We start from the raw sequence: 15,390 nt of genomic DNA, 5'->3' as shown, positions 1-15,390 counted from the left end.
TCGAGATTAATATTTTTACCAAATAAGCATTATGAATTCCCATCAAAATGGTTTAGAAATAGCAGTAATCGGTCTGGCGGGAAAGTTGCCAGGAAGCCCTACCATTGATGATTTCTGGAAAAATCTAGAAACAGGGGTAGAGCTAGTCACTCCCTTTAGTAAGTTTAATAAATCCCAACCATCCCAACAGGGATCAGATGCGAAGGATATCCCTTTGTCCGCAAAGATGCCTCGATTTGGATCGGTATTGCAGGATGTTGATCGATTTGATGCTGCTTTCTTTGGGTTCAATCCTAGGGAAGCAGAAGCTATGGATCCCCAGCATCGACTCTTTCTGGAATGTGCTTGGGAAGCCCTCGAAAATGCAGGCTATCGGTCTGAAACTGAGGCTAGTCCCATTGGCGTATTTGCTGGCGTAGGTATGGGAACCTATCTGCTCTACAACCTGAGTCCCAATCCCAACTTTATTGAATCGAGGGGATTCTTACAAACTTTAGTGGGAGTGGACAAAGACTATCTTCCTACCCGTGTTTCCTACAAGTTGAATCTCAAAGGTCCGAGCATGAGCGTGGGAACAGCCTGTTCGAGTTCTCTCGTCGCAGTCCATTTAGCCTGTCAAAGCTTGTTGAGTGGCGAATGTGATATGGCTCTGGCAGCGGGAGTTTCCGTAAAAGTGCCCCAGAATGAATCCACCCTATCCCCCGAAGAGATCGTCTCTCCCGATGGTCATTGTCGAGCCTTTGACTGTGAGGCGAATGGCACGGTGGGCGGCAATGGTTTGGGAATCGTGGTACTAAAGCGCTTAGAAGATGCGATCGCCGATCGCGATTGCATTTATGCAGTAATCAAGGGCTCAGCGATTAATAATGATGGATCGATGAAAGTCGGTTATACCGCTCCCAGTCAGGAAGGTCAAGCAAGAGCGATCCGTGCCGCGCAAATGATGGCGGAAGTAGAACCCGACACCATTACCTATATGGAAACCCACGGTACGGGCACGGCTCTGGGCGATCCGATCGAAGTTGCTGCCATGACCCAAGCTTTTCGAGTCGCGACCGATCGCCGCCAATTCTGTGCGATCGGTTCCGTGAAAACTAACGTGGGGCATTTAGATGCCGCCGCAGGAATCACGGGTTTCATTAAAACCGTACTGATGTTGCATCACAAAAAGATTCCCCCCAGTCTTAACTTCACAGCGCCCAATCCTCAGATTGACTTTGCGAATAGCCCATTTTTTGTCAATACCCAACTGACATCATGGGAACCCCAAGGAATCCCTCGCAGGGCTGGGGTGAGTTCCTTTGGCTTTGGTGGCACAAATGTACATGTTGTGTTAGAAGAAGCTCCTGCGCCAATAACAGCCGATCTAAAACCGAGGGCTTATCAGATCCTCGCGCTTTCCGCCAAAACAGAGACAGCCTTGGACAAGGCAACTGCAAATTTAGGCGATTATCTCAACCAAAAAACCGAGCTTAACTTAACGGATGTCGCCTATACCTTGGGGATTGGACGTTGGGCGCTACCCCATCGAAGGGTGGCGATCGCCCAAACCTTGGCAGATGCGAGCCAAATCTTGCAACAGCCAGAGCGATCGCTGACAGGACATGCTGAAGCAAATAATACGGCAGTTATGTTCATGTTTTCTGGGCAAGGCTCGCAGTATCTAAACATGGCGCGAGAGCTATATATGAGCGAGCCGACTTTTCAAGCAGAATGCGATCGCTGTTTTACGATCCTCTCGACCCAGCACCAAATTGATCTGCGTTCCATATTATTTGCCGAGGGTGAAGCAATACCATCCGCGCAGCAGAAATTAAGGCAGACGGCGATCGCCCAACCTGCCATATTTGCGATCGCATATGCCCTTGCCAAATTGTGGATGTCTTGGGGAGTAAAGCCCCAATCGATGATCGGGCATAGTATCGGCGAATATGTAGCCGCCTATCTTGCGGGCGTGTTCTCGCTTGATGAGGCCCTCGCTCTCGTTGCTCTGCGCGGGAGCTTGATGCAACAACAGCCCCAAGGAGCGATGCTTGCCGTGAGCCTATCGTCCACAGATGTTCAGTCTTTTCTCGGAGCAGATCTCTTCCTTGCCGCCATTAATAGTCCATCGCTCTGTGTCGTTTCAGGAGCAATAGAAGCGATCGCCAAACTGCAACAGGTGCTATCCGCTCAAGAGATCCCTTGTCAACCTTTGCATACCTCCCATGCCTTTCATTCGCCCATGATGGAAGGAGCGATCGCGCCATTGGTCGAGCACTTACAAAAAATAACGTTGCATCCACCACAAATTCCATTTATTTCCAATGTGACGGGTACTTGGATTACGGCGGCATCTGCCACCGATCCCCAATATTGGGCGCAGCATTTGCGGCAACCCGTTCAGTTTTCGCAGGGTATTGCCGAGCTATTAAATAATGCCGATGGCATTTTATTGGAAGTAGGTGCAGGACGCACGCTCAGCACCTTAGCCAAGCAGCAGTCAAGCGATCGCGTAATTCTTAGTTCTTTACCCCATCCCCAAGATCGATCTTCAGAACTAGAATTTCTCCTCAAAACCTTGGGACAACTTTGGCTGCATGGGGTAGAAATTGATTGGGCGGAATTTTATGCTCAACAGCCATCGGCGCGGGTTCCCCTTCCTACCTATCCCTTTGAGCGGCAGAGCTATTGGGTCGCGGCTCCCCAGCTAGAATCGAACGATCGACCTACGATCAATCTGAACAAGAAGTCGGATATTGGCGAATGGTTCTATTTTCCCTCTTGGAAGCGTGCGGCTTTACCGATGCGAAAGGAATTAAGCGATCGCTGCTGGGTCATCTTTGGCGATCGTCAGGGCTTAGGTGCGACGATGACCCAAAGCTTGCAGCAGCGTGGATATCGAGTAATTCAGGTGCATATTGGTACTGAGTTTAGTCGCAGTGACGATGATATCTATCGGATTAATCCCAGCGATCGCCATCACTATGAGCTGCTAATTCGAGAAGTTCTCACCTTGGGACAATCGCCCATCATTGCCCATCTCTGGACTTTAGGAGATCGGCTTGATGGGGAAGAATCGCAGAGGTTGGGCTTCTTTAGCCTGCTCTATTTAGCTCAAGCGATCGGTCAGCAAAATGTGACGCAAGCAATCTGCCTTGGGGTGGTCTCGAACCATACGCAAGATGTATCGGGAACGGAAGTAGTTTTTCCAGAAAAAACCACGATTTTGGGAGCCTGTAAGGTGATCCCTCAGGAATATCCCCAGATCGCCTGCGGTGCGATCGATGTGGCGATCGCTGCCGACCCTGAGAATAAACTCGATCATAAACCTGAGAATAAACAGTGGGGCGATCAATGCGATCAAATCGTTGCGGAAATTCTCAATCTCGTCGATCGCCCCTCTGCGTCCATAGTTGCCTATCGGGGCAACTATCGCTGGTTACCAATTCATGAAGAAATCTATTTACCCTCGGTAACTTCACCTTCAGATCGGACAACAGATCTGACAACAGATCGGACAGCATTTCGGCATCGGGGAGTATATTTGATTACTGGCGGCATGGGTGGCATTGGCATGACTATTGCCGAATATCTCGCCCGTAATTTCCAAGCCCAGCTAGTTTTAATCAGCCGCACCGCTTTGCCTCCTAGGGATGAATGGGAACGATGGATGCAAAATCACGGTGACGAGGATAGTATGACCGTCAAAATTCGCAAAATCCAAGCCATGGAAGCGCATGGTGCGAAAGTGATGGTGTTAAATGCCGATGTTGCCGATCGCGAACAAATGCAATCCCTGCGCGATCACATTCAACAAACCTTTGGAAAACTCCATGGTATTTTGCATACGGCTGGAGTCGCTGGCGATGGAATTATGCAACTCAAAGATCCCGCCGTAGCCGCTCAAGTCATGCGTCCCAAGGTTCAAGGTACGCTCGTTCTGCAACAGACTTTCCAAAATGATGGTTTGGATTTCTTGGTGCTATTTTCCTCTCTTAGTGCCGTTCTCGGTGGACTAGGACAAGTGGACTATTGTGCTGCTAACTGTTTCCTCGATGCCTTTGCGGCGCAGTCCACGCACCAACGCACCATTTCCATTAATTGGGATATCTGGCAGGAAATAGGCATGGGTGCAGATCTTAAGGGATTACCCGATCGCATCAAGCAGGAACGTCTAGAGGCTCTAGCGCTGGGCATCGCTCCCCAAGAGGGGCTAGAAGCTCTACAGCGCATTTTGCACAGCGATTATCGTCAGGTCTTAGTTTCCACTAAAGACTGGTCATCGGTGCTGAAGCAAAGGCAACAGAACAATATGGCTCTACAGCAACCCGATGCTCCTGCCGCAAAACCAAATGATCAAGTATCTTCTCAAGCATCGTTGCCATCGGCTATAGGAGTCGCAGGACACCAGCGATCGCTCCAATCCACTAGCTATGTAGCCCCAAGTAATGCGATCGAACAGAAAATCGCCGAACTCTGGCAAGCTCAACTAGGGCTAGAACAGGTGGGAGTTAATGATAATTTCTTCGAGTTGGGAGGACATTCCCTCTTAGCGGTGCGATTGGTGTCACAGATCCGCGAAATGTATCCTGTGGAACTATCGCTGCGGACATTGCTTTCGGATGCGCCCACGGTGGCGGGATTGGCAAGTTTAATCGGGGAGCAACTTTTACAGCCACTTTTACAGCCAGAGGATTCCGATGAGATGGCAAAGATTCTTGCCGAGATCGAAAAATTATCCCTAGATGAAATACAAGCCCAGTTAGCTCAAGTGCAGGATTAGAATTATGGAATTTAGTTTGTTTTATTTCTCTGGCGATGGTTCCACAACCAGTCGCGACAAATATCATCTATTGCTAGAAGGGGCAAAATTTGCCGATCGCCATAAATTTGCCGCTGTTTGGATTCCCGAACGTCACTTCGATGCCTTTGGGGGGCTTTATCCCAACCCATCGGTGGCGGGCGCAGCGATCGCGATGATTACCGACCATATCCAAATTCGCTCTGGCAGCGTCGTCATGCCATTGCAAAATCCTTTGCGCGTTGCCGAAGAATGGGCGATGGTAGATAATCTGTCCAAGGGGCGTGTTAGTCTATCCTTTGCTCCAGGATGGCATCCCAACGATTTTGTGCTTTATCCCGAAAAGTATGCTGCCAAAAAAGAAATTATGTGGCGCGATATTCAAGTATTGCAGCAGCTTTGGCAAGGCGAGGCGATTGCCTTAATCGGTGGCAATGGTAAGCCTGTCAATATTCATACCTTTCCCAGACCCTTGCAAACCAATTTATCCATCTGGATCACCGCTCTCTCCGACGAAACCTTTCTGGACGCTGGCAAAATTGGCGCAAATATTCTCACTTCGCCCCTATACCAAAGCCTCGACGAAATCCTGCGGAAAATCACCCTCTATCGTCAAGCCCTAGCGCAACATGGTCACGATCCCCAAAGTGGAAAGGTTGCCATGATGATCCATACATTTATCGATCGCGATATGGATGCCGTGCGGCGCAAGGTGAAACAGCCCTTTAAAAATTATCTCAAAACCCATTTCGATCTAGTAGTCAAATCCTCTGGTGACCTGCGGTTTTCCATCGATCCTAACACCATGACTCCGCAAGACCTAGACGATCTGCTTGAGTTTAGTTTTGAGACCTATTTTAACGGCAAGGTATTAATGGGAACTCCCGCCTATTGCCAAACCATGATCGATAATCTGCAACAGGCAGGAATCGATGAAATTGCTGCCCTCATTGACTTTGGTGTGGAATTTGATTGGGTGATGGAAAGCCTAGACTTTCTCAAAGACATCAAAAATAGCTACCTATCCCATCCCAACTCCCTTCCCAAATCTCCAATTCTAGTTTAGCGAGCTACCTGATGATGAATGATTTATCCAAACGAATTGCGGCGTTGTCTCCAGAGCAACAGGCTCTATTGAAATGGCGAATGTCCTTAAAGCCGAACCCATTGCCCCTTTCTCAGTCGATTCCCCAGCGCCAAGAGAAGGAGGGCAAGGGTCATCTTGAGGTTTCGTTTGGACAGCAGCGGATGTGGTTTCAGGATCGGTTAAGTCTTAATAGCGCGGTCTCCAATAATATTTCGATCGCCTTAAAAATTAAGGGCAATCTGCAAGTCACAGCCTTAGCCCAGAGTCTTCAAGCAATTCTGCAACGTCACGAAATCCTCCGTACCACTTACCAAACGATCGCAGGGGAACTAACGCAGATTATTAATCCGATCGATGATTGGCAATTAATAATCACCGATTTGCGATCGCTATCAACCGAAGCAAAAGAGAGGGAAGTCGAAAACATTACGCAGTCGCAAGCTTGCCAGCCCTTTAATTTAGAACGAGATATCCTATTGCGGGCAGATCTACTGCAACTCAGTACTACCGAATATATGCTGCTATTAACTTTGCATCATATTGCGGTGGATGCTTGGTCGATTGGTATCTTTTTCCGCGAACTGAGCAGGCTTTATGCAGCGCTGTCGATCGGGAACTCCTCGCCCCTCGCTTCCTTGCCCATTCAATATGCGGACTTTGCGATCTGGCAGAGACAATACCTGCAAGGGGCAGTATTAGAGAAAGATCTCAATTATTGGAAACAGCAATTGCTCCATGCCCCCGATCTCTTGTCCTTGCCGAGCGATCGCCCGCGTCCTGCCGTCCAGTCTTTTACTGGTAAAACCCTATCTTTTACTATCCCTAAGGATCTCACGGCGGCGCTCAGGGATCTATCACAACAAACGGGCAATACCTTATTTATTACCCTACTAGCGGCGTTGCAAACATTACTATTTCGGTATAGCGGACAGGAAGATATCTTAATTGGTGCGCCGATCGCCAATCGTCAACAACCAGAACTGGAAAATTTAATCGGTTGTTTCATCAATACCTTGGTGCTGCGTACTGACCTATCGGCAAATCCTAGTTTCCTAACCCTAATGCAGCGCGTACGCGAAACTGTCTTAGGAGCCTTAGCGCATCAAACGCTTCCCTTTGAAAAATTGGTCGATGAATTACAACTGGCTAGAAATTTAAGCTACGCGCCCCTATTTCAAGTCATGCTGGTATTTCAAAACGCCTTTTCGATTGAGAATATCGAACTTCCTAATTTACAGGTTGAGCATGAGCGTATCGACAATCACACATCTCAATTTGATTTTACGATTCACCTTGTGGAAGCGGATGGCTTAATCGGAAAGTTAGAGTACAACACCGATCTGTTTGATGAAGCTACGATTACCCGTATGTTGGCGCATTTCCAAACCCTATTAGCGGGAATTGTGACGAACCCCGATCGCTCCCTATCTGCCTTGCCCCTACTGCCCCTAGAAGAGGAACAACAGTTACTGGCATGGAGTCAAGCGCAAACCACTCCTGTTACTAATGCTTGCATTCATCAACTATTTGAGGCTCAGGTGCAGAGGACTCCTGATGCTATAGCGGCGATCGCTGGCGATCGCCAAATCACCTATCAAGAACTCAATCAAAGAGCCAATCAGTTAGCGCGTTATCTCCAGCATCTAGGGGTTAAATCTGAAAGTCTGGTCGGACTTTATGTCGAGCGCTCGATTGATATGCTGGTGGGACTGTTCGGTATTCTCAAGGCGGGAGGGGCTTATGTACCGATCGATCCCAACTATCCATCGCAAAGACTGGAATTTATTCTGTCCGATGCCAAAGTTTCCGTATTATTAACCCAGAGAACTTTGATTGAGAAAATACCTCAGTTTATTGACTCTGTTACTGCGCCTGTAATTTTGATCGATGGTGATTGGGAAAAAATTGCCTCCGCAAGTCGGGATAATTTAGAACTAGGGTCGGTGCAGAGCGATCATCTTGCCTACATTATCTACACATCAGGCTCGACGGGGCAACCTAAAGGGGTAATGGTGGAACATCATTCCTTAGTCAACTACACGGAAGCGGCGATCGCGGAATATGGTATCAGCGATCGCGATCATGTGTTGCAATTTGCTTCCATCGGCTTTGATGCGGCTGCCGAAGAGATCTTTCCCTGTCTATCGACGGGGGCAACTTTGAGCTTGCGATCGGAGGAGATGCTTGGCGCGATCGCCTCATTTCTCCAAACCTGTGCCGACTGGCAGATCTCCGTACTCGATCTCCCTACGGCTTTCTGGCATCAGATGATGACGGAAATGACCGATCGCCAGCTTACATTACCTGACACCATCAGGCTAGTGATCCTCGGTGGCGAAAAAGCCCTCAGCGATCGCTTTGCCCTCTGGCAAAAAATAGTCAAACCTCACGTACGTTTAGTCAATAGCTACGGGCCGACGGAAGCAACGATCGTTACCACCACCGTCGATCTCGCTACCCTCGATCTCGCAGGTCGGGAGATTCCCATTGGGAAGCCTGTCCGTAATGCTCGCACCTATATCCTTGATCCATGCTTGCAGCCCACGCCGATCGGCATTGCTGGCGAATTGTATATCGGTGGCATGGGTTTAGCTAGGGGCTACCTCCATCGTCCCGATCTGACCGAGGCGAAGTTTATTCCCGATCGCTTTAGCCCAGCAGGGGCAAGGCTCTACCAAACAGGCGATCGCGCTCGCTATTGGGCTGATGGAACCATTGAATTTCTCGGTCGGTTCGATCGACAGGTAAAAATACGTGGATATCGGATCGAGTTAGGAGAAATTGAAGCATTGCTAGCTCAGCATCCTGAAGTACAGGAAAGTCTGGCGATCGACTGGGAAGATCATACTGGGGATAAACGTCTGGTTGCCTATGTCGTTCCGAAGGTGGGCGATCGTCCTACGGCGGCAAGTCTGCGACGCTTTCTGGAAAAGCGCCTACCTAAATATATGATTCCTGCGGGATTCATGCTGCTCTCGGCAATGCCCCTCAACAAAAATGGGAAAGTAGATCGTTCGCAATTACCCGATCCAGAGCTATCACGTCCCGAATTAACCGAAACTTTTATTGCTCCCCGTAACGCAAGAGAATCCCAAATCGCCCAGATATTTGCCGAAATTTTGCAAATCGAACGGATTGGGATTCATGATGACTTTTTTGAGCTCGGTGGACATTCGTTACTCGCAACTAAACTAATCGCCCAGTTATTGAGTGCTTTTCCGTCAAATCTCACGATTATCGACCTATTTCAATCGCCTACCGTGGCTGGCTTAGCCGATCGCATTGAGCAAAGTCAGATTGCTTCCCCAGATCTCCTCCAGAGGAGCGAAAAATCCCCGATCACTATTACCGAACTTCAATCGCAGCGTCCGTTAGATCTACCAATTCCCCTATCGTTTTCGCAGCAATATATTTGGGAAGCCCATCAGTCCAGTAGCACAGGTGCAACCCTCAATAGTTCGATTATTTTACGGATGAAGGAAGCAGTCGATCCTGCGGTGGTGGAACGGAGTTTTAACGAACTCATTCAACGTCATGAAATTCTGCGAACGGGCTTTAAGATCGTTGACAGTCAACCGATGCAGTTCGTTTTACCATCTATGCATTTGCCGCTTGTCTATAGGGATTTGCAACACCTAGCCCCTACGGAACGCGAATCTGAAGCTTTTAATTTGGCGATCGCGATCGCCGAACCTGCCTTCGACTTAGCGATCGCCCCTTTAATCCGCACGACATTATTTCGTCTCGCACCACAAGAGCATTGGCTATCGATCTCGATGCACCATCTTATTACCGATGGCGCTTCTTTTAGCCTCCTGCTTCAAGAATTGCATAGCCTCATCCAAGCCTTTTCCCGCGATCTGCCTTCCCCACTTCCCGCCGTGGCTTTGCAATATGCAGATTTTGCTTTTTGGCAGCATCGGGTATACAACGAAGCGGCGATCGCGCAGGAACTGCAATATTGGCAGCATAAATTAGTGAGCGAATTAGTGAGCGATCGGAATTCCTTACCCCTTACTCAGCCATTGACCAGTCGCGAGGCAAGGCATTATTTTGCGGAAATACCCACATCCCTAGTAGAAGCGATCGTCGCTTTGAGTCGTTCTTTGGGGGTTACCAGTTTTGCTGTCTTCCTTGCGGGATTGAAACTAACCCTAGCTGCATGGCAAGGACAGCAGGAAGTGAGCATCTTGACAACCGTGGGCAATCGTCCCCTACCTGAAACTGAACAGATGCTCGGTTGTTTTATCAATGATGTTATTTTGCGATCGCCAATCCTTCCCGAACAAACGGGCTCGATTTTTATCAAGCAATTACAAACCAATATCAAGGAAGCGATCGAGCATAAAGAAATCCCCCTCAATCGAGTCATCGCCCAAACGCAACAGTTAGGGGCTTTGCGTCCGATCGCAAGTGTGACGATGACTGCCGCCACTCAGGGATTAGAAATGATACCCCATTGGGAAGTGGTGGAAATGCAAGCTAGAAAGCAGTCGTGGGAGGATATTAAGTCAGAACTGTATATGGAAAATATACCGTTGGAGTTTTATTTGGAAATGTCAAAACCCATGCGCATCATCTTAAATTACAGTACCGAGAAATTTACAGGTGAGATGGTGGCGCAGTTGTTAGCGAACTATCAAAAGGTGCTCTTAAAACTCGTAGATTTCCCTGAGGCAAGTATTTTATCCCAATTCACGAAAGTGTTGTCACACTTTCGTGAATTGATATAACGCCCTAAGCCCTGCGGCGCACGCTGCGCGTGCACCGCAGGGCTTATACCAATTCCCAAAATGGCAACGCCATTTTGGGAATCTCAAAACCTTACTGGGTTTGGTTTTTAATTCACAAAAGTGTTGTCACACTTTCGTGAATTGGTATTAGATCTGGATTTTAATTATGCTAAGGGAATTATGACTTAGGACAAATCAAAAGCAAACATTGATTGGTGGCGCTCCGCGCCACCAATCAATGTTTGCTTAGGACTGCTTCATGAGAACCATGACCCGACTCACAGCTTCTCGAACAAAGGCTTTGAGAAATTCATCGCGGCGATTTAATTGGAACTGTCGTTGTACCACTTCGGCAATTCCCCCATCACCCCAATCGCGATCGCGACTGAAATACTCAATGAAACTCTTGCCCGCAATGCGCGTAAGATAGGCTGCTGTTACAGATTGAACAGTGGCTTTGAGCACTAGTCCCACGACAGTTACGGAAATTAAGGTGGTAATAATTTGCACTACCCCTTTTACAATTCCCAAACTAACGAGAGTGCGTGTCAGCGAGTTAGCTAATTCTTTACCGCGATCCATATTGATCTCACAACCATAGACCCTCCCAATTTCCACCACCATTTGGGCATTGATCGCAGCCGTGGCAAGGAGATCGACTACGGGTAAGGGCGTAGCGAAAACCACACCTACCACTAACCATTGGAACTTCTCGACCACCTTTTCGGCTTCCTGCTGTTGCTGTTGGGCGAGGGCTTCGCGGGTTTCCTCGGTGAGCCTCTGCGATCGCAATAGCACGTTATCGGCAACTAACTCATCCCCTTCATAACTGAGAATATCGAGAAGGCGCGACAACAGGGGTTGAATTTTGGGTTTGGGCGTGACGACTGCCCCCGAATCGAGGGTAATGGCGGTAGGATTTGCCGCGATTGCGACGATATCTTCGGGGGGAATAAAATCCAAAACCCGCGATCGCAAACTGGTGTGGATAATATCGCGATCGCTGGGGGTGAGGCGATCGATTTTATTGAAGGCGAGAATGGTGCGCTTGCCGATTTCCGTAAGGGCTTTGAGAACTTCATACTCCGATCGGCGTAAATCATCATCGACGACAAAGACAATGAGGTCAGCTTCGGTTGCGATTTGCCGAGCCTCCCTTTCGCGATCGCTCCCTAGGGCACTCGCCTCTAAAATTCCTGGACAATCGGTAATTTGGACGGGGACATCTAAATTTGCAAATCGCACAGGCGCATAGAATTTTCCCAACTGGGTCGTCCCCATAGTCGCGCCAGTCTCACCTCGGCGGTCTTCGCGGCGACGATCGAGATCGCGATCGGCAAGATCGAGCAATCCATTGACAAGGGAAGTTTTGCCTGCGGAGCCGACCCCAAACACGACCACCCGTAACTCTTGACGGATAAAGTTATTTTTGAGCTGTTCGGTCTGTTCGGATAGCGATCGCCGCCTGACCTCATCTTGAATCCGTTCCACCTGACGCTCTAGCGCTTCCAGACTATCTTGAGCCGCTTCGATCTTGTCCGTCGGGACTTCGGGAAGGGGACGCGGTTTAGAGGGTTCAGCCTGAAATAAGCGTAAATAGCGCCAGACCAAAAAGCCCAATCCTGCCAATAGTCCGATTACCAATAGGACGACAAACCCTCCAAGGATCGGCGAAGTGGTGGCGGCAATTGCTTGATAGATTTGGATCAAGCGATCGAGTAATGGAACGACAAAAGAAATTATTAAGGCTATGCAGCCGATGGTAATTAGCGATCGCCACCAAGAGAATCTATTTTTCATAGCCCTTTTTCATAGCCCTTTTTCATAGTCCTTTTTCATAGTCCTATTTGGCAGATGCTGACAAACGACGCTTGCTCCACCACCTGAAGCCGATTTTCTCTAGCTCGACCCATAGCACTAATAACAGACTAAATCCAAAACATAAACCAAGTTCCGAAGCATTCAGGGCACTCGTTCCGAAAAATTGCCTTAAGCTCGGCACATAGAGAAGAGCAAGTTGTAAAATCGTGGTAAAAATCACGGAAACTAGGAGGTAGGGGTTAGAGATGGGATTTAACTCGATCAACAACTTGGAATCGGAACGACAGGCGAGGGCGTGTCCCATTTGGGCAATGCAAAGGGTTGTGAAGGTGATAGTTTGCCAATGCTCGTGCCATGCGGGATTACCAGAGTTGTAGGCGATTTCCATTAAGGCGATCGTTTGCAATCCGAAGATAACACCAATACGGAGGATATACCAACCCAAACCCCGCGCAAAGATGTTTTCTTGAGGGTTAAATGGAGGTCGCTTCATCACATCGTCTTCCGCTGGTTCCACCGCAAGGGCGAGGGCTGGTACCCCATCGGTCACTAGATTCATCCAGAGAATCTGTAGGGGCGTGAGGGGCACGGCTCCAAAGCCAAGAAATGGAGTCGAAGCGATCGCAATGACCTCGCCGACATTACTGCCGAGAATATATTTAATAAAGCGGCGAATATTGGCGTAAACCGTGCGTCCTTCCTCAGTTGCCGCTACGATTGTGGCATAGTTATCATCTAACAAAATCATGTCACTGGCTTCTTTGGAAACATCGGTTCCCGTAATTCCCATCGCAATGCCAATATTCGCTTGCTTCAGGGCTGGGGCATCGTTTACGCCATCACCAGTCATCGCGACTACCTCCCCCGATCGCTGTAAAGCTTGCACGATTCGGAGTTTATGCTCGGGCGAAACTCTCGCATATACGGTAGTTTGCCGCGCGATCGCCGTTAGTTCTTCATCATCCATATGTTCGATTTCACGACCCGTGAGCACCCTATTGCTATCGGGATAGAAAATATTCAGATCGCGGGCGATCGCCTGAGCCGTCAGTTGATGGTCGCCCGTAATCATAATCGTGTGAATTCCCGCATGTTGACTGATCTGTACAGCTCTGGCGGCTTCCCCACGGAGGGCATCACGAATGCCAACTAAGCCTAACCAAACGAGATTATTTTCGATATTGGGGAGTTCGGTTTCGGTTGGTAAATTCTCTAAAGGAAGATAGGCGAATCCTAAAACGCGCATTCCCTTAGAGGCAAGCAGATTGTTTTGCGTGTTAATGGAGTTGATCTGCGAAATCGAGATGGGATTGCTCTGCTTCTCATTATGTATGCGATCGCAGCGCTCTAGAACTAACTCGGGCGAGCCTTTGCAAAAGAGAATGTAAGCTGTTTTGGGCAGTAGGGCAGCGATCGTACGGATTGATTCGGGGGTATCTTCCGCATCCATACCTTTGATTGCCGCGATCGCACTCATGAGTTTGCGCTCAGAACTAAAGGGAATCTCCGCAACCCTAGCAAAATAGCTCATCAGTTGATCGTGCCGAAAATTGGCTTTGCCTGCCAAGGTTAACAAAGCGCCTTCGGTCGGGTCGCCGATAATTTGCCATTGCGATCTGTCTAGCCCTGTAGGCGAGGGAATTAAGCCGTTCGCGCCTTGATGGTTAGCATTATCTTTCTGTAAATAGGAATCGTTACAAATCACTCCCGCCGTTAATAAAATTTGTAATTCTGGGCATTGATAGATACTCAAATCACTAGCTAGCATATCCCCCGCCAGTCGAGAAATTGCAAATTCTCCGATCGGTTCATAACCAGTGCCCCCAACCTGAGCGACATAATTCGCCGTGAATGCGCTTTCTGCCACCATTTTGTTTTGGGTGAGCGTACCCGTTTTGTCAGAACAAATCACGGTTACCGAACCGAGGGTTTCCACCGCAGGGAGTTTACGAATGAGCGCGTGGCGCTTGACCATTCTTTGCGTTCCCAAGGCTAAAGTTACCGTAATCACCGCAGGCAGACCTTCAGGCACGGCTGCCACCGCCATACTCAAGGATGTGTTCAATAATTTAACTAAATCACCATGCCGCCACAGTCCAACGCCAATTACGAGAACCACCAGTACCAAAGAAGCAATTACTAGAACCTGCGAAAGCTCTCCCATCCGCTTTTGTAATGGAGTTTCTTCGACTTCCACATCCTGCAACAGATTGGCAATCTTTCCCAATTGCGTCTCCATCCCCGTTGCCACGACGATCATGATGCCTCGCCCCTGCAAGACTTCCGTACCCTGAAATACCATATTGCGCCGATCGCCTAGGGATTCATCGGCATTAAACAAGCGATCGGCAAACTTTTCTACGCCCTGCGATTCCCCCGTGAGCGCTCCTTCTCTAATCTTGAGGCTTACAGCCTGCAATAAGCGCCCATCTGCCGCAATCTGCATTCCCGCATCCACAAATACGATATCGCCGATGACTAATTCTGCTGATGGAAGTTCGGCAATTTTACCCTCCCGCAATACGCGCACGTTGGGAGCTGCCATTAGTTTTAATGCGGCTAGGGCTTCCTCAGCACGACTTTCCTGTACATAGCCCAAAATTCCATTGAGAATGACGATCGCCGCGATCGCGATCGCATCTTTGGGGAAATTCCCTTCTCGCAGATCTAAAAATGCCGAAACGACAGCCACGCCCATCAACATCAGTAACATGATGTTGGTAAACTGATCGATAAAAATGCTGAGTCGGGCTCTTCCTGTTTTACCTTTTAGCTCATTGCGTCCATAGATATTTTGGCGATCGCTAATCTGCCAAGACTCCAGCCCCATTTCGGGATTAGTATCCAACGCGGCGATCGTTTCATCGATTGTCAGCGCGTGCCAAACTTGCTTAGTTGGTATATTTGTTGCCATCGGGGTTGTCAACGCTCTTGATTCTGAAGTCTCTGTTTTAAGCCTATCAGAG

Annotated in this window: 5 protein-coding genes; 3 read left to right on the top strand and 2 right to left on the bottom strand. The window is 48.7% G+C overall.

Features of this window, described 5'->3' with window-relative positions; genetic code table 11:
* Window positions 1-31: 31 nt before the first annotated feature.
* From PseudUWO310_RS11965 to PseudUWO310_RS11955, 3 genes are read left to right on the top strand one after another with little or no spacing between them, the layout of a single operon-like run.
* Entirely contained in the window at window positions 32-4,765 is a 4,734-nt protein-coding gene (locus PseudUWO310_RS11965) for a type I polyketide synthase (RefSeq protein WP_142601508.1), read from the top strand.
* A gap of 4 nt (window positions 4,766-4,769) precedes the next feature.
* Window positions 4,770-5,849 (top strand): LLM class flavin-dependent oxidoreductase, encoded by a 1,080-nt coding sequence (locus PseudUWO310_RS11960; RefSeq protein ID WP_142601506.1) that lies wholly within the window; start codon window positions 4,770-4,772, stop codon window positions 5,847-5,849.
* A 14-nt stretch (window positions 5,850-5,863) separates the two neighbouring features.
* Window positions 5,864-10,603, top strand: coding sequence for a non-ribosomal peptide synthetase (locus PseudUWO310_RS11955; protein ID WP_223805637.1), 4,740 nt, complete (start codon window positions 5,864-5,866; stop codon window positions 10,601-10,603).
* A gap of 246 nt (window positions 10,604-10,849) precedes the next feature.
* Here PseudUWO310_RS11955 and PseudUWO310_RS11950 read toward each other — a convergent pair whose 3' ends face one another.
* Both PseudUWO310_RS11950 and PseudUWO310_RS11945 read right to left on the bottom strand, forming a co-directional pair.
* Window positions 10,850-12,403, bottom strand: a complete 1,554-nt coding sequence (locus PseudUWO310_RS11950) for a YcjF family protein (protein WP_142601501.1) — start codon at window positions 12,401-12,403, stop codon at window positions 10,850-10,852.
* 43 nt (window positions 12,404-12,446) lie between these two features.
* Entirely contained in the window at window positions 12,447-15,338 is a 2,892-nt protein-coding gene (locus PseudUWO310_RS11945; RefSeq protein WP_142601499.1) for a cation-translocating P-type ATPase, read from the bottom strand.
* Window positions 15,339-15,390 lie beyond the last annotated feature (52 nt).

Source organism: Pseudanabaena sp. UWO310 (assembly GCF_006861605.1).
GTDB lineage: Bacteria > Cyanobacteriota > Cyanobacteriia > Pseudanabaenales > Pseudanabaenaceae > Pseudanabaena.
This window is presented reverse-complemented; position numbering and strand designations above follow the sequence as displayed.

Coding starts and splice junctions, on each gene's coding strand:
- PseudUWO310_RS11965 (WP_142601508.1), top strand. CDS start 32: ATGAATTCCCATCAAAATGGTTTAGAAATAGCAGTAATCGGTCTGGCG.
- PseudUWO310_RS11955 (WP_223805637.1), top strand. CDS start 5,864: ATGAATGATTTATCCAAACGAATTGCGGCGTTGTCTCCAGAGCAACAG.
- PseudUWO310_RS11945 (WP_142601499.1), bottom strand. CDS start 15,338: ATGGCAACAAATATACCAACTAAGCAAGTTTGGCACGCGCTGACAATC.
- PseudUWO310_RS11960 (WP_142601506.1), top strand. CDS start 4,770: ATGGAATTTAGTTTGTTTTATTTCTCTGGCGATGGTTCCACAACCAGT.
- PseudUWO310_RS11950 (WP_142601501.1), bottom strand. CDS start 12,403: ATGAAAAATAGATTCTCTTGGTGGCGATCGCTAATTACCATCGGCTGC.